A 21,971-nucleotide genomic window follows, 5' to 3' on the forward strand; every position below is an offset into this window, starting at 1 on the left:
AGGGCGCCGGCCGGACTGCGCGCCCGTTCACGACTCGGCGGCAAGCTTCCGGGTTTCGACAAGGGTCAGCCGGGCGAGCGGTACGCCCGCTTTCAACAGTCCCTCACGATAGTGCTCGATATCGGTCGGCAGTTTCCAATGGAAGTTCTTCAGATGCCGGTCGACGGTGAAAGTCGGATAGTTTGACATCAGAACAGCCGTCGCGTCCGCTGCCTCCTTGGTCCGTCCCAATTGGGCGAGTGCGGCGGCGCGGATCGCCAGCGCCGGCATATGGTTCGGATTGACGTACAGCTGCTCGCGCGCCCAGGACAGGGTCGCGTCGTATTGTCCCAGCAGGTAGTGGCTGAACGCGTTCAAGGCCGCCCATTGGTAGCGCGGGTCGCTGTTGCCGCGCTGCGCCCCCATCGAAAACAGCTCGATCGCCTGGCGATGCTCGCCGCTCACAAGGTGCACATATCCAAGCACGCCGCGCGCGCCCATGTCGTATGGATTGAGCGCCACCGCACGGTTCGCCGCATCCATGGCCGCCTCGTAGTGCCCTTCCACCGAACGCACATAGGACAGGATCTGAAAGGCAAAGGACGAGCGCGGATCGAGCCGAACGCTGGCCTCCGCAAGACTTACGATCGACGTCCATAACTGGCGTGTGCGCTTGAGCCAGCCAAACTGGATGCTTTGCACCTGGATCGTGGCGAGATAGGCATGCGCGATCGAAAGCGTCGGATCGAGCGCGATCGCTTCCCTGAACAGCGCAATGGAAGCCTCGTAATCTTCCCTGGTGTGCCGGTAGTAGTAGGAAAGCCCTTTCAGGAAGCGATCCCACGCGGTGACGTCGTTGGCAAGGCGGGGAGGCGCAGAAGCCTCCGCGCGGAATATTTCGGTGGCGATCGCCGCGGAGAGACTGGTCGTGATCTCGTCCTGCATCGCAAACAGATCGCCCATGTCGCGGTCATAGCGGCCGGTCCACAGTTGCTCGCCGTTCTCGGGCGCGATCAGCTCGGCGGTCACTCGGAGCTTGCTGCCGGCGCGCCGCACCGAGCCCTGGATCAGGTAGGTTGCGTCGATCTCGCGGGCGATCAGGCGGGTGCTCACATTCTTGCCCTTGAAGGAGAATGTCGAGTTGCGGCTCAGCACCCGATAGAAGGATTGCAGCGAGAGCGCGTGGATCAGGTCTTCGGTCAGTCCGTCGGAAAAATACTCGTCGCTGGAGTCGCTGAGATTGGCGAACGGAAGTACGCCGACGATCGCGGTTCGAGACTGCCCCGGCAGGCTCGACGAATCCCGCGACGGACGCTCGCGCGCCTCGGTGCCGCCCGGCTCCCAGGTGAAGACCTCCACAGGGTCGGCGATGTTCTTGAAGCGATGGCTGCCGGTGTCGACCAGGGTCGCCTTGAGATGCCTGCCGGCCTCCTGATAGGCCTTGGCCGAAGCGGCGAGGCCGCCCGGCGGGGAAACCGTCTCGAGCCGTACGGCGATGTTGACGTCATCGCCGAACAGCTCATCTTCGTCGGCCATCACATCGCCCATGTGAATGCCCATCCGGAATTGCATGACACGGTCGGCGGGAAGCTGGTTGTTGCGCTCCGCCATCAGCATCTGCATCTCGATGGCAGCCTCCAGCGCTCCGACGATGCTCGGAAACTCGAGGAGGAAGCCGTCACCGGTGTTCTTCAGGATCCGGCCGCCATGATTGAGGATGATCGGATGGATCGCGGTCCGGTGGGCTTTGAAGGCAGCATGCGTGCCTGCCTCGTCGGCGCCCATCATCCGCGAGTAGCCGGCGACGTCAGCGCAGACTATGGCAGCTAGCCGTCTCTCCATGACCGTATCTATACTCCGGAATCGGTCGATGACCGCCGCGTGCGCGGTCGACCCGTCTAATTCTTATAAAACAAGATGTGCCTGGCGGAAGCCCGAACCGGAGATCATAGTAGTGCAAACGGTCCGAAATTGGCAGCGGACGACCGCCGCAATGTTAACTGCACGATTTTTATGTCGTGGAAATCATGCGGGGCGGTTGTCCTGTCAGTCGGCTAATATCTGGCGTGAAAGATGATGACGATGTTCGGAATTCACGAACTATGGCTCTTTATCCTTTCGGGGCTCCTGCTGAACGTCACGCCGGGGCCTGACACCGCCTATATCATGGGCAGGAGCCTGCAACTTGGATGGCGTGGTGGAGCGGCGGCTGCGCTCGGCATCAGTTGTGGCTGCCTTTTCCATGTCTTCGGGGCGGCGATCGGGCTTTCGGCGCTGCTGATGACCTCCTCCGTGGCCTTTACCGCCGTCAAATGGGTCGGCGCGGCCTATCTCCTGTTTACGGGTGTCCAGATGTTGCTGTCACGCCAGCACTCGATCGCGGATGTCACCCTTCAGGGCGATGCGCCGACGCTGCGTCGGGTCTTCTGGCAGGGCGCGCTGACCAATGCGCTCAATCCGAAGGTGGCGTTGTTCTTCCTCGCCTTCCTGCCGCAGTTCGTGGCTGCTGATTCGCCGCACAAGACCGCCGCCTTCCTGCTGCTCGGCGCGATCTTCGTCTTCAACGGGACGTTGTGGTGCCTCGGCGTGGCAGCGTTCGCCGCGCGGGCGGCGAGGCGGATCCGCCGCTCCAGCGGCGTGATCGCCTGGATCAACCGCACGCTTGGCGGGCTGTTCGTCTATCTCGGCTTCCGGGTCGCGATGCTGGAAGCGCGCTAGCTTCAGCCGTGGATCTTCACGAGCGCGCTGCCGACGAGGTAGAGCCCGAGCAGGATCATCGCGATCAGGAACCAGCGGCGGAACGCCTCCGGCTGCAGCCGCGATCGCACCGCCTGCCCGATGAACATGCCGATGAAGGACGCCGCCATCGCCACTGCGCCGGGCAGGGCGGTCGCAGCGGTCAACACGCCGGCGGCGGTCAGATTGAAGGCGAGGGCGACGGTGGCGGTCGTGAAGAACACGCCGAGCGCCTGCACCAGTTCGTCCTTCTCCATGCCGATCGCCTGCATGAACGGCATCGACGGGATCACCTGCACGCCTGTTGCCGCCGAGATCACGCCGGTGACGACGCCGACGATGCCGCCGATCCATTTCTCGTCGCGGCGGGCAACCTTGAAGCTGAACCGGCTGAGGCCCACGACCGCATAGATGACGAGCAGGAGACCGAGCACCACGGTGCCATAGGGCGCATAAGGCCCGGTCAGCAGCCCGCGGTTCAGCCAGATGCCGATCACGGTGCCAATCATCAGTGGCCATAGCCGCTTGAGGATGTCGCGCAGATAGGGGCCGACGAAGGTCTGCCAGATGTTGGTGACGATCGCCGGCACGATCACGATCGAGATCGCCTGCGCCGGCGGCATCGTCACGGCCAGCAGTCCCATCGAAACCGTGGGCAGGCCGAGCCCCAGCGTTCCCTTGACGAAACCGGCGAGCAGAAAGGCGAAGGCGATCAGGATCAGGAACGAGTCGAACATGGGGGCACATTGACCGATCGGCGGGGACGGCACAATCTGGAGATTACGGAGAATGCCTTCGGCGCTGACGAAGGCGGATGGAGCCCGATATGCGCTTCGACCTGGTCGATCTGCAGCTCTTCATCGCGGTGGCGGAGACGCGCAGCATCACAGGTGGCGCCTCCCGCATCCATCTGGCGCTTGCCTCCGCCAGCGAACGGATCAAGGGGCTTGAGACCGCGCTTGGCGTCTCGCTGCTGAAGCGCGGCCGCCGTGGCGTCGAACTGACGGCGGCGGGCGAAAGCCTGCTCGACCATGCGCGGATCGTGATCCACAATGTCGAGGCGCTGCGCGGCGACCTTGCGGCCTACGCCAGCGGCGTCAGGGCGAGCGTGCTGCTGCTCGCCAACACCTCGGGCCTGTCGGAGCATCTGCCGCGGGCGCTCGCCGCTTTCCTGCGCGAGCATCCCGATATCAATGTCGACGTCGAGGAACGCGAGAGCGCCGACATCGCGGCCGCGATCGCGACCGGGGCCGCGGATCTCGGCTTCGCCGCCGAGCATGCGCTGCCCGAAAGCGTCGAGCGCTTCCTGTTCAGCGAGGACCGCCTGACGCTGGTGGCCGCGCGGCGCAGCGATCTCGCAAGTCGGCGCCAGATCGATTTCAAGGATGTGACCGGCCATGACTTTGTCGGGCTGACCGCCTCGACCGCGCTGCAGGCCCACATCGCAAAGCACGCCGCCCGGCTGGGCGCACGCCTGCGGTTCCGGGCGCGCCTGCGCGATTTCGACGCGATCTGCCAGATGGTCGCGGCGGATGTCGGCATCGCCGTGATCCCGGAAACGGCCGCCCGGCGCTGCGCCCGCTCGATGCCGATCGCGACGATCCGGCTCCGCGATTCCTGGGCCGACCGCAAGCTCACCATCTGCGCCCGCAGCTTCAAGGCGCTGCCGCGCCCGGCGAAACTGCTCGTCGACCATCTGCGCAAGGCCGCGCCGTGATGCGCTGCCCGCTCAGCCGTTGAGCAGCTTCATCGCCGCCTCATGCACGCGCGGGTCGCCGGCGGCGATGATGCGGCCGCCGCTCTGCGCCGGCTTGCCGTCCCAGGTGGTGACGATGCCGCCCGCCCCGGTGACGATCGGGATCAGGCCTGCGATGTCGTACGGCTTGAGCTCGGTCTCGACCACGAGATCGAGATGGCCGGCGGCGAGCATGCAGTAGGAGTAGCAGTCGCCGCCATAGCGCGTCAGCTTCACGGCGCTTTCGATCCGTCCAAAGCAGGCCCGGTCGGCGGCGTTCATCAACAGCGGACTCGTGGTGTAGGCGGTCGCCTCCTGCAGCGACGCGCAGCGCCTGACCGACAGCCGCCGCTCGCCGGACGGGCCGGAATAATGCGCCGAACCGTTGTCGCCGGAAAACCGCTCGCCGATATAGGGCTGGTGCATCATCCCGAACACCGGCGTGCCCTTGTGCAGGAGCGCGATCAGCGTGCCCCAGATCGGGAAGCCGCCGATGAACGACTTGGTGCCGTCGATCGGATCGAGCACCCAGACATATTCGGCATCCTCGCGCTCATTGCCGAATTCCTCGCCGACAATGCCGTGCTGGGGGAAGTTGGCCTTGATCAGCCGCCGCATCACCGCTTCGGCCGCGCGGTCGGCTTCGGTCACCGGATCGAAATCGTTGACGCTCTTGTTGTCGACGGAGAGCGAGGTGCGGAAGAACGGCAGGATGGTTTCGCCGGCGGCGGTCGCGAGGCGGCCGATGAAGGCAGTGAAATCAATGACCGGCACGGCTGTTCCTTGAGAGCGCGCGATGCGAACTGGCAAATTCAGCGCTACTGCCTAGCTCAATCCGAGCTGATCCGCATCGACATTGAGGAGGTTTGTCGCTGGCATTTTGGATGCCGGAAGGACGCCGCGCGCCGCTATGAGTTTTGGTACTAGGTGCAATCACGAAAACGAGAGGCTGCGGTCAAAGAACAATATCGGCTGTTCATTTCTTCATGAACATATTGAAAGAAAAAGACAAAATTCGACTTTAGCCCTGTGTTACTGGTCTGCAAGCCCTGCGGAGAATGCATGGGAAATGAATCTAAAACCGCTTGCGTTTTGTGCGTCGCGGCGGCATATTGTTGCGGTGCGGTAGCGCCTCGCGCTATCGCTGCCCTCCTTGGGCGTTTCCTCCCTAGACTTGGGCCGCTTGTTCATTCAAGCGGCCCTTTTTTCTTTTGGAGGCTCTCACCACCATTCCGGAAGAGGAGCAACGGGGGGTTTACTCCGCGGCCGTCTGGAACGGACCGAGGTCGCCGAGCGGGACTTCCGCCAGCGCCTCCGCCAAGGCTCCGAAATCGGCGACCACCTGCGCAAAGCGCGGTCCGCGCTCGCGCCGGCGCTCGTCCATGTAGACCGCGCGGTTGAACTCGAGCTGGACGGTGTGCAGGCCGCTCGCCGGATTGCCGTAATGCTCGGTGATGAAGCCGCCGGCATAGGGCTTGTTGCGGCCGATCGAATAGCCGAGCCCGCTCATGACGTCTTCGACCACGTCAGGAAGCACCGGCGCGCAACTCGTGCCATAGCGGTCGCCGATCACGATGTCGGGCCGCCGCGGCTCGTCCCGCGACACCCCGATGGACGGCATCGAGTGGCAGTCGACCACCACGACGGTTCCGAACGCCTGGTGCGCCTTGTTGATCAGCCGGCGCAGCGCCCGGTGATAGGGCTTGTAGAGCGCCTCGATCCGCGACAGCGCCTCGTCGACATTGAGCCGCTCGCGATAGATCTCCTGCCCGTCGCCGACAACGCGCGGGATCGTGCCAAGCCCGCCGGCGACCCGCATCGAGCGCGTATTGGCAAAGCTTGGAAGCCGGCCGGTGAACATGCGCGGATCGAGCTCATAGGGTTCGCGGTTCACGTCGACATAGGAGCGCGGGAAATGCACCCGCACCACCGGGAAGCCGCGCGCGCTCAAGCCTTCGATCAACTCGTCCATGAACGAGTCTTCCGAGCGCCTGAGTGCAGCCAGGTCGATCCTGGAGGCGCTCAGGAATTCGGCCGGATAGACCGAGCCCGAATGCGGCGAGTTGAAGATGATCGGCGCCCGCCAATTAACGGGCTCGACGATCTCGAACGGAGGCGACAATTCACCGTCAGGCGTGCTCATCGTCCGGCGCCGTCCCTTCAAGTCCGCTGGGGCTTCCAGCACGATTCTGCCGGAAAAACGGAGGTTTTATGTGCGAGCATTGTCGGTAATCACAACCCTTCTGCCAAGCGAAAAAAATCGTGAGGTGGACTGGAATGTCTCTTAAGAACAGGAACGCTCGACCAGATTGATTCGCGCGGTGTTCCGGTCCACAGCTAACTAACCATCCCGCCGGCGGTGTCGGGTCAACTTTCACTCGAAATTTACCGTCTATCGGGCTTAGTGTGTGAACCGATGCTCCCAAACCGGGATTCGACGAAATCAACGCCATGCCCAAAATTCTCCTCGCCGAAGACGACAACGACATGCGCCGCTTCCTGGTCAAGGCGCTCGAAAACGCCGGATTCCAGGTCTCCCCGCATGACAACGGCATGTCGGCCTATCAGCGGCTGCGCGAGGAGCCGTTCGAGATGCTGCTCACCGACATCGTGATGCCGGAGATGGACGGTATCGAGCTCGCCCGCCGCGCCTCGGAACTCGACCCCGACATCAAGATCATGTTCATCACGGGCTTTGCCGCCGTCGCCCTGAACTCCGATTCGGAGGCGCCGAAGAACGCCAAGGTGCTGGCCAAGCCGGTTCACCTGCGCGAATTGGTCAGCGAAGTGAACAAGATGCTGGCGGCCTGATCCGCGGCCAGGATTCCGCTCCAAGTGTTCCTGCAAGTATCGTGTAAGCATCCTTGCCTGCCCGCCTGGGGTCCGTTATAGGGACCCGACCCAGCCGATTTTCGGGCGCGTAGCTCAGCGGGAGAGCACTACCTTGACATGGTAGGGGTCACAGGTTCGATCCCTGTCGCGCCCACCAGCCTTCGCTCGCGAAGCGAAAGAAGGCTGCCGCGCCGAAGCCCAACGGGCGCAGGCGGGCCTGTATCCGCGAGCTACGGCTAGGCAAGCCAGATCCTTCGCTCGCGAAGCGAGAGAAGGCTGCCGCGCCGAAGCCAACGGGCGCAGGCGAGCCTGTGTCCGCGAGCTACGGCTAGGCAAGCCACTTCTTCGTTCCTTGAGGGCTACGCGTGGCGCAGCCATGCGGAGCAGGCCAGGGCGGGGCGTGTCCGGCGTAGCTTGAACGAAGTGAAAGCGAAAACGGACTGCCGCGCCGACGGACCGGGTTTCTGATTCAAATGTCAAACAGCTTCTCCGCTGTCATCGTCCGGCTTGACCGGACGATCCAGTAACCACAGGCGGTGGCGCTTGAGCCGAGAGGCCGCCGGGTACTGGATGCCCCGCCGGAGCCTGTCATCGGGCGGCGCGTACGCGCCGACCCGTTGGCGGGGCATGACGGTGGAGTGGATGTGAGTTCGCGTTCTCGCGGCGCATTGCGTCCGAGGTTTGCATCTCGTTTCACCCTCTCATCGAAGTGAGGGCGCAGGGAAAGCCGGGTGCCGGTTGCACCCGTGGGCCCCGTGCAACAAAAAGCACGGGGGTAGGACCACAGGTCAACCGAGGCAACTCCGGCTTTCCCTGCGCGATGGTTTACGGCTTACTTCGCGCTCTTCCCGGTGACCGGGCTTTCTTGCCACCGTCGCCCGCAGATTATCTCCGCGAACTTAGCGCCAGCGTCGGGGCGCCAGAACCACACGACTTCGCCGTCCGCTGATAGCCGCGTTCGTCGTTCGCAGCACCCGCGTCCACCGCATCTCACCGCAACGTTCGTGACGATCGCGAGCCGCCCCTCATTTGGGTGAGACGCGCGGAGTTAAATCACTGATTTGCCCGACGACGGAAGCAAAATGTTTTTTGCGCGAGCAGTGGACAGGGCAAATCACGTTGGAATCGCAGCAATAATTGGCCTGATCGCGCAGCCGATGCTGGTCGCCATGGTGAAGGGCGCTCATCCTAGAGCATGATCCGGAAAAGTGGAGACCGGTTTTCCGAAAAGATCATGCTCAAACAAAGAGCTAGAGCGGGATGACGATTCGAAGAAAAGTCATTACGCTCTAGATACGCGGACGGTCACGCCGGTGTTGATAGGAGCTCGAGCTCGCTGTGGAGATAGCCTGCAGGAAACACCACGCCACATTCGTAGCCCCGCCTCCAGACGACATGGCAGTGCGTGCTCGATTTGAAGCCGTCGAACGACATCAGGAAGTCGTTGGCGAAGAAGTGAAATGAATTCGAATACAGACCAGCACCGCGCATATGAAGATTTCTGACAAGGCAGGGATGGACTCCCGAAATGCCGCTGAAGGAAAGCAATGCGAGTTGGTTCAACTGAATACGTTCTAGCGCACGACGTTCGATCATGATCGGACGCTCCAATTGATAAAATATCCGCAAGTGAAGTCCGGGAGCGCTGCAACTTTCCATCAGTGCGGCTGTCCTAACGCGGACGCGGGTGTTCCTATGGTTAACGGTCGGCGCGAAGAACGCGCGAGCGCGGTGGCACAAACCGCACATCCGCGCGACATCTGCCTCTTTCTGACGTCGTTGTGGCACAAAGCGCACTGACGCTAGCGTAACGGTTGTGCTTATTTGCGATGCCACTTCTCGCCGATCACACCCCGAGCGCCATAGCCCCCGTGGTCGGCCGGGAGAGCCAAGACGGCCCCGGCGCGATCCCGACGGCTCGCGCTGGGGCAGTCCGGTCGATCCTGCGTGACTGCAATGGCGACCTTGGCGCCTCACCTCTTGTTTGAGTGAGGACGCTCACAGCGATGGATTGCCACCTGCACCGCAGGTCCATCTTGCATAACGGCAGGTCTCGGTTTCGGGGTACCAGTCCGTTTTAGAGACATGTCACAAATCCTATATAGAGATAGCCACTGTGCCTTGGCTGAGGGGCTCGGCACGCCCCGAAATGTTGTGACTGCCTTCTCCTGAGATGTCTGTAGCGTCATTCGATACGTGGTCCATCCAGGGCGCTCTGGTCGCTGGCATCAGCGATATCGCGTGCTTGACCAAGCCGTGTGTGGCCTGCGCGTTTGTCGCAGTTGCATGCATCGCTATCCCAAACCTCATGCCTGTCACCGCGAAAGCGCCCGCCACATGAGGATCGACGGTTCAGATGGCTCGATTCCCGCAAGCGAGACGTCCAGCATACAGGCCGCGCTCGCTGCCGGAGATCCCTCGGCGTGGTCCAACGCGGAATTGGCGCGTCTCGTCCTTATCCCGGCGCTGGTCGCACTGTTGTTTGCCGGCGGGGTCTATTGGATCAAGGTTCAGCAGCCGACCGCATCATCTGCCGATCAAGGTCCGCCATCGACGATACAGGTGCGCTTGATTCCGCAACGCGAGCAGACACCGATCCCGATCGATACGACTTCGCAAGCAACGACGGCGAATGCCGCCCATTTGAATCCCGAAGCCGAACAGCCGGATGGTCAGGCGAAGGATGAGGTCGCGATCAAATCGCCCGACCAGGCATCCCTGCCGCCTGCCGAAGCCAGCATCCCCAGCATCTCACGGCCTTCGACCGTGACGAACGTGGTGCCAAACAATGCCTTGTTGAAGTTTCAACAAAGCCTCCTCAAGCACATCGCAAGATTTCAGCGATATCCCGCGGCGGCCCACAACAAACTTCAAGGCACGGTCGACACGTTCTTCTCGATCGACCGGAAAGGTCGCCTCCTGGGCGTTTGGGTGAAAACAAGCTCCGGCCAGATCCTGCTCGATACCGAGGCGATCGAGACCATCAAGAGGGCGCAACCGCTTCCATCCATCCCGGCCGACCTTCCGGATCGCCTCAACGTTCAGATCCAACTCGCCTTCGACCCGTCCTGAGCCGTTTTCCGTAACGGACCTATGATCTGCTGCGAGGCCCACGCGGGTTTTGAAATGGTCTGCTTATCGGGGCAGAGCGGAAGTGATTGGCTGGCTTCCAGAACTGCGCGTTTGACCCTGAGCGGACATGGCTCCGAGTTGAAGCGGCATTTGACCCTAATTAGGCATTGGCCAGCTGCGGGCCACGCCTTCAATGGCGAGTAGGAACGGCGTAGCAATGACCCTGGAACCAGGAGCGGTATCGTGCGTTACCGCGCTGCTTTTGAAGTGCACGCATCTGGGATGCATTTGCTTGGGCGACGTCACCGTGAGATGCCGGCGAGGGAAGCGCTAATGCGTCGGATCCGACTGGTGATAGCAGATCGACGCCCAGTCGTTCTGCAGGGTTTTGCGTCGCTGTTTGCGGCGGAGTCCGACTTCGAGGTCGTTGCTTCCTGTCTCGATGGAGCCAGCTGCCTCGAAGCAGTTCGGACTCTAGCACCCGACGTTGTACTTGTAGATGACGGATTTTCTGACGTGACGGCATCTGAAATGCTCGCCGTTGCCAATGCCGAAAACCTTCCTACCCGGCTTGTCTTCTACACGGCATCCGTCGCACGTGGCGACCTCGCCGCCGCAATCGCGGCCGGTGCTTGCAACGCGATTTCGATGCGCGCGAAGCCCGAAACCGTGCTGCAGTCCCTGAGGCTAGTGGCGCCACGGCCCGACCGGGGCCCGGCAGAAAATGGGGCGTTTGGTGAAGATGTGCTGGCAGTCTTGACGGTCGAAGAGCGCAAGATCATGCGTCTGGTCGCCTACGGCTTGTCGAATAAAGAGATTGCGCGCCAACTCGATGTCCCCCCTGGCACCATCAAGGCGGACCTCGATCGCATATTTCAGAAGCTTCAGATCAACAATCGGAGGCAGCTCGCAGCGCTCGCCCTATCGCGCCTTTCCAGCGGAATCGGCGCGCTTGCAGCCCTGATTTTCGCAGCGCTAGACGACGTTCACGCCGCGCATCCGAACGCATTCGGCCATACGTTCACCGATACTTTCACGGTAATGGCCGCAGACGGCACCGCCGAGGTCGGAACCATCGTCATCAATCCCAAAAAATCTGCCGGTGCTTCGAGCACCACGGCTAGAACCATGAGCAAAGCCGGCCGAGCTGAGAATTCCGCAGCGGGCACGCCGACACCGACCGGCAAACTCGTCGATTCCAGCGCCGATATTACTGCCAGAACGATGTGGGCGGCACCCAACTCTCCAAGGCCGAGCTCGGGCAGCTATGGCGCTTTCATGATGGCGGCGGCCGCAGTCTTGATTTACGAGCTCGACGTCATCTGCAGCCCCGCGCAAGCGTTCGATCTTGCCAAGAACCTAACCGATGTCTTCGGGTCAGCTACCGCAAACGGCACCAAGGAATTGGTAACCCTCAATCGCCCCAGCAGCGCCGATACGAACCTCGATGGTTTCGACAACCTGGCCTGGCAAAATCCCGGAATATACGATCGGTCATTCGCCTTCGAAACTTCCCGAAGCAATAGCATCGCTGTAAACGGCGATGAATCTCAGATCGTCGGTGCAGAAGCAAGGGAGGATAGCGGCAGCCGCCACGGCAAAGATAGCTCGCTTCACGCAAAATCAGATGATGCGATTGATCGCAGTGACACGATCTACGAAGGTTCCGCGCCTGTCAACGTCCGCGCCGGGGACGCTACCGATCACGGCGGTTTCGGCGAGTCCGCAACCGATGCGTCGCAGCATGCCGTGCATGGCACAACACCGCCAGGTGCGGGGGACGATTCCAATCGTGGTCAATCGCAGCGCGGTCTGCACGCTTCTGAAAATGGCTCCGCAGCCGCTAAGCAGCAAGCCAAACATGACGCACATGCCAAGCATGACGCACCGAGAGAGGATTCCAATCATGGGCAATCGAATCGCGATTTGCACGCTTCTGAAGGCGGCTCCGCAGCCGCCAAGCAGCATGCCAAGCATGACGCACCGGGAGACGATTCCAATCATGGGCAATCGAACCGCGATTTGCACGCTTCTGAAGACGGCTCCGTAGCTGCCGAGCAGCACGCCAAGCATGGCGCGTCACCACTGAACGTTACCAATCCCGGCCAATCGCAGCGTGATTTGCACACGGCGCCGGTAAACGCCTCCAACAACCCGCATTCGGAATCGATCCAGAACGGTGGAGGCAAGAACCAGGTTTCTATCGATGACGCCGGGCACGCAGAAACGGCAGCTGCCCCAGAGCTCGGAGATTCGTTTCATTTCAAGAATGAGATGGCAGCTTCCAAAGCTTCAGATATCTTTGAAGTACATGTGCGCCACGAACCGGATTCGATAACACTTAGCCAGCACGCCGCCGGACACGATGGACCGGCGCCGATCCAGGATGCGGCCCTGATTGATATTTCACTCGCGCAGGAAAACGCCATTGATGACGCAAGAGGAGCCGAGCACCATTTTACGCACGATCTAATTGTGTAGCTGTCTTCTGGTCTTGCTGCTCGCGCCCCCGACGAGATGATCGAGTAGCAGGGCTCTATCCGCTCCTGGCCCATCACGACAACCCCGGTGCTTATCTACATGCCAGCGGCCAGTGGTAAACCGCCATTGACGAGGCGCTGCAAAATCGACGCGAATGACCCGAAGGGCCGATAGCCATGGCCGCGCCAACACCGAGGGAATGGTTGTTCTTACGGCGATTCTGCACAGAGGAACCTGATTGGCAAAGCACAGCAGAAACTATAAGCTTCCGACGTTTCATGGCAGCAGAGCGGCGCATGGACCTCTCAACAAAAAGGCGGGAGCTCGAAGTTAAGCTCGCGAGGTGTCGCGCACTCTCTGACGAGTTTCGAGGCCCAGAAACGCTCAAAAACATCAGCGAATTGGCCACCGAGATTGAAGCGGAAATCCAAGAGTTGGACGAGCGAGCGCGTCTCCGTCCTGCAAAATCTTAGGGCCTCCCTCGAACCTCGGTGGCGTCCTGGCCTTCCATATCAAGCCGAAAAGTCCTCTATTGGCGCGTTCGTGAGCCCGTCGCATCACGGAATGGGTGAAGACTGGTGACGCTTTCGCTCCATACAAGCAACGTCGCCTCATGGCCCTTGGCGGCCGTTTGCGCGAGCGCAGGGACATGCCCGAAGTTGGCATTAGACCGGAAGTCGCTGACTGAGACTCAAATCGGCGCTTTTGACCCGAAGGCGACATTGTACGTTTGTTGCGAGACTTATTCGCAGTGATACTGTGCGCATTCATGGCACAGCTTCGGCTCACTCTGGTTCTCAATTCTGGGGCGCGCATCGGTCCCGGCAAAGCAGCGCTCCTTAAAAGCGTGCATTCGTGCGGCTCGATTTCGGCTGCGGCTCGCGAAATGGGCATGGACTACAAGCGCGCGTGGCATCTGATCGACAGCCTCAATCAGGCATTCAAGACCCCTGCCGTCGAACGCACCACTGGCGGCACCGGTGGGGGCGGTGCCGCACTGACACCTTTCGGGGAGGAACTGTTAGCCCGCTACCAAAAGTTGGAGGCGACAGCTCGCGAACTGGCGGCTTCTGACCTCAAAGCGCTGGAGCGGAACAGCTCGGGGAAGGCCGGTCCAAAGGTCTAAAAATGGCGTAGCCGAATGGCGTGATTTCGGGTACCGTTATGGCGATTTTGCCATAGCGAGGTTGCATCCTCCGTGTCCGAAATTAGCGAAGTCGCACCCCTCGCGCGGCCTGAGCGTCGCAGCCAACCAGCAGCGTTCGCTTCTGGCGCTGTGATCGGCACTCTTGGCGGCCTAATCGGCCTCGGCGGTGCAGAATTTCGCCTGCCGCTCCTTATCAGCGTTTTCCGCTTTCGCGGTCTTGAGTCCGTCATTCTCAACAAGGCGACGAGCCTCGTCGTCGTCGCTACCGCGTTGCCGTTTCGCGCCCGAACAATTCCGTTTAGCGAGATCGCTGCGCATTGGTCCGTCATCGTGAACTTGCTGGCGGGTAGCCTCTTGGGCGCTTGGGCTGGGGCGGAATGGGCAACGCGCCTGAGATCGGACACGCTTTACCGCGTCATTGCGGTTCTGCTGGTGATCATTGCAGGCGTGTTGCTGTTCGCGCATGGCACCGAGACCGTTGCCGCGCCATCGCTGGCGGGATGGGGACAGGTCGCCGCCGGTGTCATCGCGGGCTTCATCATCGGAGTTATCGTGGCGCTGTTGGGCGTCGCGGGCGGCGAGTTTCTGATCCCTACGCTGATCCTGTTGTTCGGTGCTGACATTAAGCTCGCCGGGAGTCTCTCGCTCGCCGTGAGCCTGCCGACCGTGCTCGTCGGGTTTGTCCGCTATAGCCGCGACCAAAGTTTCTCCGTGCTGCGCCACAACTGGATGTTCATGCTGGCAATGGCCGCGGGATCGATTGTCGGAACGTTTGTTGGCGGCTTGCTTCTCGGTCTCGTTCCGACGGCAGTTTTGTTGCCGTTGTTGGCAGCGATCTTAGTGATCTCGGCCGTCAAGGTGTGGCAGCACAAATGAGGGAGCGGCGGATGTCGCTTAGTGGCCCCTCTGAGACATGCCGAACCGCGATGAAACGGTCCGTTTATCTAGGAAGACCGGAAGTCATCATCCGAGCGACAGAACGACGCGAATGACCCGTACCCGACTTAGCTCGACGAAATCGAACTAAGCCTCGGCTTGGTCCGTCCGTGGATTGGGCCTCCCGGCATATACCATCCGGCTTTTTTGCGCACGGTTGGATTTTCATCAGCTTGCTGAGCGGCAGAAATCGCCGCAGCGGCAAGAGCATCTGCGTGGACGAACTGCCCCACCACTTCAATCGCCATTGCGCGAACATGCGCGTCGGGATCGCACTGAAGCAATTTCATCGCCTTTGGAAGTACCTCAGCCTTCTCGGGCCTGCAGGTCCCTTCCTTGCACCGGTCGCAAGCCAACGTGTGCAAGGCCGAGCATCTGACGCGTTCATCCCCATCGTTCAGCATGCCGATCAAATCGGAAAGAGTATCGGGCGACAGATATCGGTCGAGAAACCTGCAACAATGCAAGCGGACATCAGGATTGTCGTGCCGCAGCCCGGCGCGCACTGCGGGAAGTGCTTCTACCCCGAGTTCGAGCAATGCCCGATAGGCAATAGCCGCCTTGTAAGAAAATGCGAGCTCTTCCGATGATCTGGTGGTGCTCTGTTAGCATCAGCGACCCGTCAGGTTGTGGGATGTCAGCGACACTATCACATCGCGATGCTTCTCTCCAGACCCGGCGTTTCCGCCTGTGGCCCATCAGCGAAGTGCCGCACAACTCGCAGATATGAGAGCTCAATTTGATCACCTCGTTGGCGCGGACGAGACGCTACTGCTTTGCAGCAGGCAGGCGAGGCCTGTGTAGTTCTCAGGACGGAGCACCTTGAGCCGCGCCTTCACTTGCAATTTAAAGACCGATTGGTCTATATATCGGCAATGAGCCGCCAAACCCCAGTGCCGTTGCCCCGTGGCCGACCACGAAGTTTCGATGTGGAGGCCGCTGTCAAACGCGCGATGGATGTGTTCTGGTCGCGCGGCTATCACGCCACGGCGCTCCCGGATCTTCTTCGTGCGACGAGGCTGTCGCGTGGCAGCCTTTACGCCGCTTTCGGCGACAAGCACTCGCTCTTCCTGCGTGCGCTTGATCGCTACATTGCCGACGCCCTGACACGGATGGATAGCGAATTCGACCCCCGCAGAGAGCCGGTCGACGGCCTGCGGGCCTGCCTTGCCGGCTACGTCGACCGCACGAGCGGCGCCAATGGTCGGCGCGGATGCCTGCTGGTGGCCACAGCCATGGAACTGGCTGGCCATGATGCTGAAGTTGGTCGTCGCATCGCGAGCTTTTTCAAAGCCATGGAGGCCAAGGTGGCGGATGCACTTTCCCGTGCGAAGACCGCGGGCAGGCTGGCCGATGGTGTTGAGCCTTCAAGTGCCGCCCGGATTCTCGTCTGTTTCGTTGAGGGGCTGCGAGTGGTCGGCAAGACGGCCCCGACACGGACCACATCGCAAGCCACCGTCGACGCTCTTCTTGACCGCTTTATCAGGTGAACAACCCTTCGTCAGGTAAACGACGCCTCGGCTATTGGCGCGCCGATATCTAGACTGATCGGTTTTGAAAGGAAGAGATGCCATGTCTGCCATCCAGATCGTCTGCGCGGTGGCCGTCCCCTTGCTCTGGGGTTATCAGTTCGTGGCCATCAAGGTGGGTGTTACGGAGTTTCCGCCTCTCTTCTTCCTCGCGCTGCGCTTCCTGGTCATCGCGCTGCTGCTTGTTCCGTTCGTGAAAAGACCCACGCGTCAGCAGTTCGGCCCGATCGCAGCTATTTCGATTTTCTTTGGAGGACTGAACTTCGGGCTCTTCTATGTTGGCCTCGGGCTCGGCTCGGGAAGCATGTCGGCCGTCGCATATCAACTCGCCACGCCCTTCACCGTGCTATTGGCCTGGCCGCTGCTCGCGGAGAGGCCGTCTCTCACCACGTCCGCCGGAGTGGTGCTTGCATTCGTCGGCGTGGTCGTGTTGGCAGCGGAGCCTGGTCTGTCGGCCAACGCGCTTCCGCTGCTGCTTGTGGTCGGGGCAGCCTTCGCATTCGCGGTGTCTAACGTCTTGACGAAACGCTACGGCCCTTTTGACCCCCTGATGTTAATGGGTTGGTCGTCGCTGCTCACGGTGCCGCAGGTCATGTTGATGTCGTTGGTCCTTGAGTATGGACAACTGGCGAGCCTTGTCACGGCGGATGAACGTGGTTGGCTGGCACTCGCCTACACGATTTTCATCGGAGGAATCGTCGGGTTTGGCCTTTGGTTCTGGCTGATCGCCCGTTGCTCCATGGGCCGCGTCGCGCCGTTCGGTCTGCTGCTTCCGGTGTTCGCCTTGATTTCGAGCGTGGTGTTTCTTGGCGACCGCGTGACCCCAAAGTTGATTGTCGGTGGATTGCTCGCGATCTCCGGCGTCGCCGTTACGCAAGTAAGACCGCGCGCTCGACCAATTTGAGCCCGGACGGAATCAGATTTACGCCCTTGACTGACTTCGGACGTCGAACGATTGACCACGTCCGGCGATACCTGAGTTCGACGGCGGAGTATCGACACCCTGGCCAAGCTCTTTCAATCGCTCGCGCAGGCTGATTTCATCGAGCGACCGGAAGGGCAGTTGCATGAAGGCCAGAAGCTGTCGTTCAAGACCACCAAGCGTGGCCGCGAGGGAGCTGCGCCGCTCAGCCCGGTCGCTCAGCTTCACAGGGTCGGGGTAACGCCAATCTCCGGTTACCGGACGGCCCGGCCAATTCGGCTGGGGCTCTCCTGCCTCGAGATCGCACAGCGTGAACACAAAATCCAAAGGCGGCGAGTCGGCTTTCGCGAATTCTTTCCAGTGCTTCGGATAGAGGCCGTCGGTGCGGTACTCAGCGACTCTCAGGACATCGATTACCAGTTCGTCGAGGTGGCTGACCGGGCGCAGCCCCGCGCTAAAACCAGTGAAATGTCCATGCCCCATGCGGTTCAACGCCGCTTCGGCGAAGATGCTGCGCGCCGAGTTCCGATGCGAGAGAAAGAGGACGTTGTAATGACCATCTGCCATGTTCAAACTCCGTCGACCGGCAAATAAATTCCACGCCGACCTTTGAGTTCCAGGCCCGAGGTGCATTCGTGCAGCCGGCGACGAGGGTTCCAATTGGCCCCGCCCAACTCGGCAACCGGTCTCCACCTTTCCCGACCATGCTCTACGGCTGATTGCCCGGCTCGAAGCTGCAGTCGGCGCCGCCGCCGGCTTTTTGCTTGATCACCTTGGGCTCGAGCGTGCAGTTCAGCTTCGAAAGCCCCGCGATGTTCGATCCGGCGGCGCCCTCGGCGGTGATGCCCGCCATCAGCATGGTCGCAAACAGTTCGTTGGCCTCGCGGCCCTTCAGCGCATGCTTGCCGATCTTGAAGATGATGTCGCAGGAGCGCGACGTGATGTCGACATTGCTGGTGCGGCAGACGATCTTGTCGGCGGTGACGGAGATCTTTCCGCCATAGGGAAAAATCGTATCGCCCTTGAAGAAGGACGCGACGGCACGCTTGGGTGCGGCGGCGATCGGCGAGTATTGCGCGACCACGGCCGCGAGCGCCAGTGCCGTCGAACCCGACGCGGACGTTGCCGTCGCGGCGCCGGCGTCGCTGATCGCAAGAAAGAAGGTGAGAGCTGCCAATGGTCCCGCGCGCATCGTTCCTGTCTCCCGGTCGGTGATCGACATGTTCTCCGCCTACGTAGCACAGGGAATCTTGCCAGTTGGTGATCTTTCCTGTCCGGCAGGAGAGCTTTGCATGGGCCGGGAATCGGCGTCAGACTGATATGCCGCTCGCCGGCCGCGCCGACTGGCGGGCGGCTGATGCAGAAGGGGCCATACGTGGCGGAGACGTTTCCGGTGCGCGTCGAGGACAATTGCGTCGTGGTCGAGGTGTAGCGCGGTAGGGTGGGGCAAAGCGTAGCGTGCCGACCATTGCGAGCGGATTCCTTGATGGTGGGCACGTTGCCGCGCTCCTTTGCCCACGCTACAACGCTACGAATTCGCGTTCTTCATCAACCCCTCGACCATGGCGCGGACGATGGTGGCGATTTCGCTGCGCAACGCATCGGTCGGCACCGCGATCAGCTTGTGCTCCAACCCCAGCGCGACCATGCCGTGGACGGCGGAGAACAGGCTGCGGGCGGTGATGCCGAGGTCTTGCGGCGAGTGCTGGGGAAAGAGCGCGGCGAGGGGACGATAGATGTGGCGGAACAGGTCCATCTGTTCGGCAATGGCCCAGTCCGGGACCGGCTTGCCCGGCGCCATCCGGTGCTCGAACAACGCGCGCCATAGTTCGAGATTGTCGGCGGCGAAATCGCAATAGGCGACGGCGATGCGCACCAGCGTGTCGGTGGGCTCCGCGGGGCCGTCGCGCTCCGCCGCGGTGAGCGCAGCATCGAGCCGCGCCAGCGTGCGCGATCCCACCCGCAGGATCAATTCGTCGACGTCCTCGACCAGATTGTAGACCGCGCCATTGGCGATGCCGATCTCGCTGGCGAGATCGCGCGTCTTCAAGCCGGCCAATCCGCTGGCGCCGATCGACCGCTCCGCCGCCTCGATCAGGCGCCCGCGATTTCTGGCGCGTCGTTCCAGGGCCTTGGACATCTGCTAACCAATTTCCTGAGCGCTGTTCGCAATATTGAACCGCGCCCATGCCAGCGCTACAAAAGACATTGTGAGCAATGCTCATAACAGGGAGCAGGCAAATGTTCAAAACCGTTTTCACGCCTTTTCGCGGGCCATGGTCTTGTTGCCGCTGATGGCTGAGATTCGATAACGGCAGGCGGGCATGGCGTCTCGGAGCGGAATTTCGGCCTCGCGCCTGCGCGATGGTCTGGGCAGGGCCAGAGCGACGCTGGCTCGGCTGCCGGGACATGCCGCGTTCTGGTTCAAGGCGCTGTCGCAGCCGACCATCGATCTCAGCTTGCGGACGCATGCGGGACTGCGCACACGCATTGTCGAGCGTCCGGGCGCGTCGCTTGCTCCGGCAGAGCTCGACGCGCTCGTCGCGCAACTGCGCGCCGTTGCCGCCAAAACGCTGCCGCAGCAGAGCCTGACCTACGGCATCTTCTCCGGCGAGCCGGAGCGCCTCGCGCGCGCCATCGTGACGCTGATCTGCGAGGAAGAGAGCGGGCGGCCGATCGCCTTCAATGCACTGTCGGTGATGGAGGTCGAGCTCGACGGCGCGCCGATCGAGGTGACGCATCTGGGCCTTGTCATGGTCGATCCCGATGTGCGCGGCCAGGGGCTGTCCTGGGTGCTCTATGGTCTGACCGCGCTGGTGCTGTTCGCGCGCGACGGCCTGCGTCCGAAATGGATCTCCAACGTCACGCAGGTGCCCGCGGTGGTCGGCATGGTCTGCGAGACATTTTCCGATGTGTATCCGTCGCCGCTGTCGGACGTGCGGCGGAGCTTTGCGCATCTGCAGCTTGCACGCGCCATCATGGCGCATCACCGCGCGGTGTTTGGTGTCGGCGCCGAGGCCGGCTTCGACGACGAACGATTCGTCATCACCAATGCCTATACCGGCGGCTCGGATGCGCTGAAGAAGAGTTTCGACGTCGCGCCAAAGCACCGCAACGAGAGCTACAACGAGTTCTGTGCGCGCGAGCTCGATTATGCGCGCGGCGATGACGTGCTGCAGATCGGCCGCATCGATCTCGCCGGCGCCCGGCGCTATTTGATGAGCGAGGTGCCGGCGGGCTCGCTGCCGGCATTGATCGCCACCTCCGCCATGCTGGCGCTGCAGCGGCTGGTGTTGCCGCTGTTCTACTGGATCGATGATACGCGTCCGTTCGGCTCGCTGCGGCCGCGTGTCCACGGTGAAAAGCGGCGGCGCCGATGAATCCCGGGATCATCGCCGATTCCATCGTCAATCTCTGCGGCGCGATCGGGCTTTGCGTCGCGATGATGACGTTCTACTGGCGTGATCCGAACAGTCCGCTGACCCGGCGGCTGTTGTTCGCGCTCGGCGTCATCGCACTGCTGTTCCTGGTGCGCGGCGTGGCGTGGTGGAGCGGCAGCGACGTGCTGGATCGCCTCTCGCTGATCCCGGCGGCGCTGATCCCGCTCGGCGCGCTTGTCGTGACCGAGGGCATGCTGCGGCGGCATGCGCCGCGCGTGGTGAAGATGCTCGCCGTCTTCGGCGGCGTCCTGCTCGGCCTTGGCGGCGCGCTCGGGCTCGCCCGATTCACGACGGCCTATGCTGTCTCGCTGTCGCTATTCCAGCTTGCCGGCTTCATCGTCTGCGCCTGGCTGCTCGCAAGCCGCGATCGCGCGTCGTTGATGGCGTCGGAGAACCGCAGCATCGGGCGTGTCGCGGCCGGCGCGCTGATCGTGATTCCGTTCGTGATCACCGATTTCCGCACACTGTTTCCGGACATCCCGGTCCGGCTCGGCGCGCTTGGCGCACTGCTCACCGTGACCGTGATCCTGATCGCCGGCGGCGGCGCCGAGACGCGGCGTCACGGGCTTACGCTGATGGCGTTACGGCTGTCCAGTGCGGCGCTGCTCGGCATTGCCGCGGCCTTCATCGCCGGCGATGTCGATGCGGCGCAGATCGTGCGCTTCTGCGCGGTCGCGATCGCCGGCGTGCTCACCATCGCCCTGATGACGGACACGCTGCGGGCGCTGTTCGAGGCGCAGGAGCCGGGGGTATTGAATGCGGCGGCAGCGTCGCCGGCAAGGACACGTGACGAGCTGATCGCCGAGCTGGCGCGGCATCCGATCTTCGAGCACGCGCGGCGCTACCGCGAGGCCGAGCTCGCGGGCTACGATCCGCCGCTGCTGCGGCAATTCTTCGGGAGGCAGCGGGTGCTGCGCCGGTCGGATGCGCCCTGGGGATATCAGGCGGATGATCCCGCAGTCGAGCGCGTGCTGTCACTGATCACAGCGAGCAGCGCCACGCACGTGATCGTGCTCTCGCATGATCCGGTCGACCTGATCGTGCTCGCCGTGCCCGTCACGTCAGCCGACCCCGCCACCGAAACCGCACTCGCACTGGTGCGGCGGCTGCTGGCGCTGACGCCGGAGACGATGTGAGGTCGGCGGAGATCCGCCGGCCTCCT

General features: G+C 62.1%; 21 protein-coding genes and 1 tRNA gene. 13 read left to right on the plus strand and 9 right to left on the minus strand.

All coding sequences use genetic code 11. The annotated features are described in order from the left end of the window. Positions 1-27: 27 nt before the first annotated feature. Positions 28-1,821: an adenylate/guanylate cyclase domain-containing protein gene (locus I6F35_RS30225; RefSeq protein ID WP_225121292.1), complete on the minus strand. Its 1,794-nt coding sequence runs from the start codon at positions 1,819-1,821 to the stop codon at positions 28-30. A 240-nt stretch (positions 1,822-2,061) separates the two neighbouring features. Here I6F35_RS30225 and I6F35_RS30230 point away from each other — a divergent pair, with 240 nt between their 5' ends. Then, positions 2,062-2,697, plus strand: coding sequence for a LysE family translocator (locus I6F35_RS30230; RefSeq protein ID WP_225121342.1), 636 nt, complete (start codon positions 2,062-2,064; stop codon positions 2,695-2,697). 2 nt (positions 2,698-2,699) lie between these two features. On the opposite strand, the gene I6F35_RS30235 is transcribed toward I6F35_RS30230, so the two are convergent. Then, complete coding sequence (locus I6F35_RS30235; RefSeq protein WP_225121293.1) at positions 2,700-3,452, minus strand: sulfite exporter TauE/SafE family protein; 753 nt, start codon at positions 3,450-3,452, stop codon at positions 2,700-2,702. An 89-nt stretch (positions 3,453-3,541) separates the two neighbouring features. Between I6F35_RS30235 and I6F35_RS30240 the strand changes: the two genes are divergently transcribed. After that, complete coding sequence (locus I6F35_RS30240) at positions 3,542-4,432, plus strand: LysR substrate-binding domain-containing protein (protein WP_225121294.1); 891 nt, start codon at positions 3,542-3,544, stop codon at positions 4,430-4,432. 12 nt (positions 4,433-4,444) lie between these two features. Here the strand turns inward: I6F35_RS30240 and hisN are convergent, their stop codons facing one another. Then, the gene (gene hisN / locus I6F35_RS30245) at positions 4,445-5,224 is read right to left on the minus strand and encodes a histidinol-phosphatase (RefSeq protein WP_225121295.1); all 780 of its coding nucleotides are present in this window, start codon (positions 5,222-5,224) and stop codon (positions 4,445-4,447) included. A gap of 481 nt (positions 5,225-5,705) precedes the next feature. Then, positions 5,706-6,593 carry an N-formylglutamate amidohydrolase gene (locus tag I6F35_RS30250; protein ID WP_225121296.1) on the minus strand — a complete coding sequence of 296 codons (888 nt, stop codon included), beginning with the start codon at positions 6,591-6,593 and terminating at the stop codon, positions 5,706-5,708. Between the two features lie 308 nt (positions 6,594-6,901). Between I6F35_RS30250 and I6F35_RS30255 the strand changes: the two genes are divergently transcribed. Both I6F35_RS30255 and I6F35_RS30260 read left to right on the plus strand, forming a co-directional pair. Further along, positions 6,902-7,261, plus strand: coding sequence for a response regulator (locus I6F35_RS30255; RefSeq protein ID WP_027583737.1), 360 nt, complete (start codon positions 6,902-6,904; stop codon positions 7,259-7,261). A 103-nt stretch (positions 7,262-7,364) separates the two neighbouring features. Beyond that, positions 7,365-7,439: transfer RNA gene (locus tag I6F35_RS30260), tRNA-Val, on the plus strand. 1,148 nt (positions 7,440-8,587) lie between these two features. Here I6F35_RS30260 and I6F35_RS30265 read toward each other — a convergent pair. Further along, positions 8,588-8,878: a PilZ domain-containing protein gene (locus I6F35_RS30265; RefSeq protein WP_225121297.1), complete on the minus strand. Its 291-nt coding sequence runs from the start codon at positions 8,876-8,878 to the stop codon at positions 8,588-8,590. 882 nt (positions 8,879-9,760) lie between these two features. Between I6F35_RS30265 and I6F35_RS30270 the strand changes: the two genes are divergently transcribed. From I6F35_RS30270 to I6F35_RS30285, 4 genes are all read left to right on the plus strand, one after another. Continuing rightward, positions 9,761-10,354: a TonB family protein gene (locus I6F35_RS30270; RefSeq protein ID WP_225121298.1), complete on the plus strand. Its 594-nt coding sequence runs from the start codon at positions 9,761-9,763 to the stop codon at positions 10,352-10,354. A gap of 333 nt (positions 10,355-10,687) precedes the next feature. Beyond that, positions 10,688-12,835 (plus strand): response regulator transcription factor, encoded by a 2,148-nt coding sequence (locus I6F35_RS30275; protein WP_225121299.1) that lies wholly within the window; start codon positions 10,688-10,690, stop codon positions 12,833-12,835. A gap of 769 nt (positions 12,836-13,604) precedes the next feature. Continuing rightward, entirely contained in the window at positions 13,605-13,961 is a 357-nt protein-coding gene (locus tag I6F35_RS30280; protein ID WP_225121300.1) for a LysR family transcriptional regulator, read from the plus strand. 72 nt (positions 13,962-14,033) lie between these two features. Beyond that, positions 14,034-14,858 (plus strand): sulfite exporter TauE/SafE family protein, encoded by an 825-nt coding sequence (locus I6F35_RS30285; RefSeq protein ID WP_225121301.1) that lies wholly within the window; start codon positions 14,034-14,036, stop codon positions 14,856-14,858. 128 nt (positions 14,859-14,986) lie between these two features. On the opposite strand, the gene I6F35_RS30290 is transcribed toward I6F35_RS30285, so the two are convergent. Next, positions 14,987-15,472 (minus strand): HEAT repeat domain-containing protein, encoded by a 486-nt coding sequence (locus I6F35_RS30290; protein ID WP_346283219.1) that lies wholly within the window; start codon positions 15,470-15,472, stop codon positions 14,987-14,989. Between the two features lie 321 nt (positions 15,473-15,793). Between I6F35_RS30290 and I6F35_RS30295 the strand changes: the two genes are divergently transcribed. Together I6F35_RS30295 and I6F35_RS30300 are read left to right on the plus strand one after the other, a co-directional pair. Beyond that, positions 15,794-16,408 (plus strand): TetR/AcrR family transcriptional regulator, encoded by a 615-nt coding sequence (locus tag I6F35_RS30295; protein WP_225121343.1) that lies wholly within the window; start codon positions 15,794-15,796, stop codon positions 16,406-16,408. A gap of 82 nt (positions 16,409-16,490) precedes the next feature. Further along, positions 16,491-17,351, plus strand: a complete 861-nt coding sequence (locus I6F35_RS30300; protein ID WP_225121303.1) for an EamA family transporter — start codon at positions 16,491-16,493, stop codon at positions 17,349-17,351. Between the two features lie 18 nt (positions 17,352-17,369). On the opposite strand, the gene I6F35_RS30305 is transcribed toward I6F35_RS30300, so the two are convergent. Both I6F35_RS30305 and I6F35_RS30310 read right to left on the minus strand, forming a co-directional pair. After that, positions 17,370-17,936 carry a protein tyrosine phosphatase gene (locus I6F35_RS30305; protein ID WP_225121304.1) on the minus strand — a complete coding sequence of 189 codons (567 nt, stop codon included), beginning with the start codon at positions 17,934-17,936 and terminating at the stop codon, positions 17,370-17,372. Between the two features lie 142 nt (positions 17,937-18,078). Beyond that, positions 18,079-18,591 carry a hypothetical protein gene (locus I6F35_RS30310; RefSeq protein ID WP_225121305.1) on the minus strand — a complete coding sequence of 171 codons (513 nt, stop codon included), beginning with the start codon at positions 18,589-18,591 and terminating at the stop codon, positions 18,079-18,081. A 66-nt stretch (positions 18,592-18,657) separates the two neighbouring features. On the opposite strand from I6F35_RS30310, the gene I6F35_RS30315 reads away from it, so the two are divergent. Further along, positions 18,658-18,801 (plus strand): hypothetical protein, encoded by a 144-nt coding sequence (locus tag I6F35_RS30315; protein ID WP_225121306.1) that lies wholly within the window; start codon positions 18,658-18,660, stop codon positions 18,799-18,801. Between the two features lie 96 nt (positions 18,802-18,897). On the opposite strand, the gene I6F35_RS30320 is transcribed toward I6F35_RS30315, so the two are convergent. Further along, on the minus strand, positions 18,898-19,509 hold the full coding sequence (locus I6F35_RS30320; protein ID WP_225121307.1) for a TetR-like C-terminal domain-containing protein: 612 nt from the start codon (positions 19,507-19,509) through the stop codon (positions 18,898-18,900). 184 nt (positions 19,510-19,693) lie between these two features. On the opposite strand from I6F35_RS30320, the gene I6F35_RS30325 reads away from it, so the two are divergent. After that, a complete protein-coding gene (locus tag I6F35_RS30325) occupies positions 19,694-20,749 on the plus strand; it encodes a hypothetical protein (RefSeq protein ID WP_225121308.1) in 1,056 nt (351 codons plus the stop codon). Then, on the plus strand, positions 20,746-21,945 hold the full coding sequence (locus I6F35_RS30330) for a hypothetical protein (protein ID WP_225121309.1): 1,200 nt from the start codon (positions 20,746-20,748) through the stop codon (positions 21,943-21,945). The genes I6F35_RS30325 and I6F35_RS30330 overlap by 4 nt, the downstream gene beginning before the upstream one ends. Positions 21,946-21,971: the final 26 nt, after the last annotated feature.

The organism is Bradyrhizobium sp. BRP22 (genome assembly GCF_020194175.1).
Lineage (GTDB): Bacteria > Pseudomonadota > Alphaproteobacteria > Rhizobiales > Xanthobacteraceae > Bradyrhizobium.

Coding starts and splice junctions, on each gene's coding strand:
- I6F35_RS30225 (WP_225121292.1), bottom strand. CDS start 1,821: ATGGAGAGACGGCTAGCTGCCATAGTCTGCGCTGACGTCGCCGGCTAC.
- I6F35_RS30230 (WP_225121342.1), top strand. CDS start 2,062: ATGTTCGGAATTCACGAACTATGGCTCTTTATCCTTTCGGGGCTCCTG.
- I6F35_RS30235 (WP_225121293.1), bottom strand. CDS start 3,452: ATGTTCGACTCGTTCCTGATCCTGATCGCCTTCGCCTTTCTGCTCGCC.
- I6F35_RS30240 (WP_225121294.1), top strand. CDS start 3,542: ATGCGCTTCGACCTGGTCGATCTGCAGCTCTTCATCGCGGTGGCGGAG.
- I6F35_RS30250 (WP_225121296.1), bottom strand. CDS start 6,593: ATGAGCACGCCTGACGGTGAATTGTCGCCTCCGTTCGAGATCGTCGAG.
- I6F35_RS30255 (WP_027583737.1), top strand. CDS start 6,902: ATGCCCAAAATTCTCCTCGCCGAAGACGACAACGACATGCGCCGCTTC.
- I6F35_RS30265 (WP_225121297.1), bottom strand. CDS start 8,878: ATGATCGAACGTCGTGCGCTAGAACGTATTCAGTTGAACCAACTCGCA.
- I6F35_RS30275 (WP_225121299.1), top strand. CDS start 10,688: ATGCGTCGGATCCGACTGGTGATAGCAGATCGACGCCCAGTCGTTCTG.
- I6F35_RS30280 (WP_225121300.1), top strand. CDS start 13,605: ATGGCACAGCTTCGGCTCACTCTGGTTCTCAATTCTGGGGCGCGCATC.
- I6F35_RS30295 (WP_225121343.1), top strand. CDS start 15,794: ATGAGCCGCCAAACCCCAGTGCCGTTGCCCCGTGGCCGACCACGAAGT.
- I6F35_RS30300 (WP_225121303.1), top strand. CDS start 16,491: ATGTCTGCCATCCAGATCGTCTGCGCGGTGGCCGTCCCCTTGCTCTGG.
- I6F35_RS30305 (WP_225121304.1), bottom strand. CDS start 17,936: ATGGCAGATGGTCATTACAACGTCCTCTTTCTCTCGCATCGGAACTCG.
- I6F35_RS30310 (WP_225121305.1), bottom strand. CDS start 18,591: ATGTCGATCACCGACCGGGAGACAGGAACGATGCGCGCGGGACCATTG.
- I6F35_RS30320 (WP_225121307.1), bottom strand. CDS start 19,509: ATGTCCAAGGCCCTGGAACGACGCGCCAGAAATCGCGGGCGCCTGATC.
- I6F35_RS30325 (WP_225121308.1), top strand. CDS start 19,694: ATGGCGTCTCGGAGCGGAATTTCGGCCTCGCGCCTGCGCGATGGTCTG.
- I6F35_RS30330 (WP_225121309.1), top strand. CDS start 20,746: ATGAATCCCGGGATCATCGCCGATTCCATCGTCAATCTCTGCGGCGCG.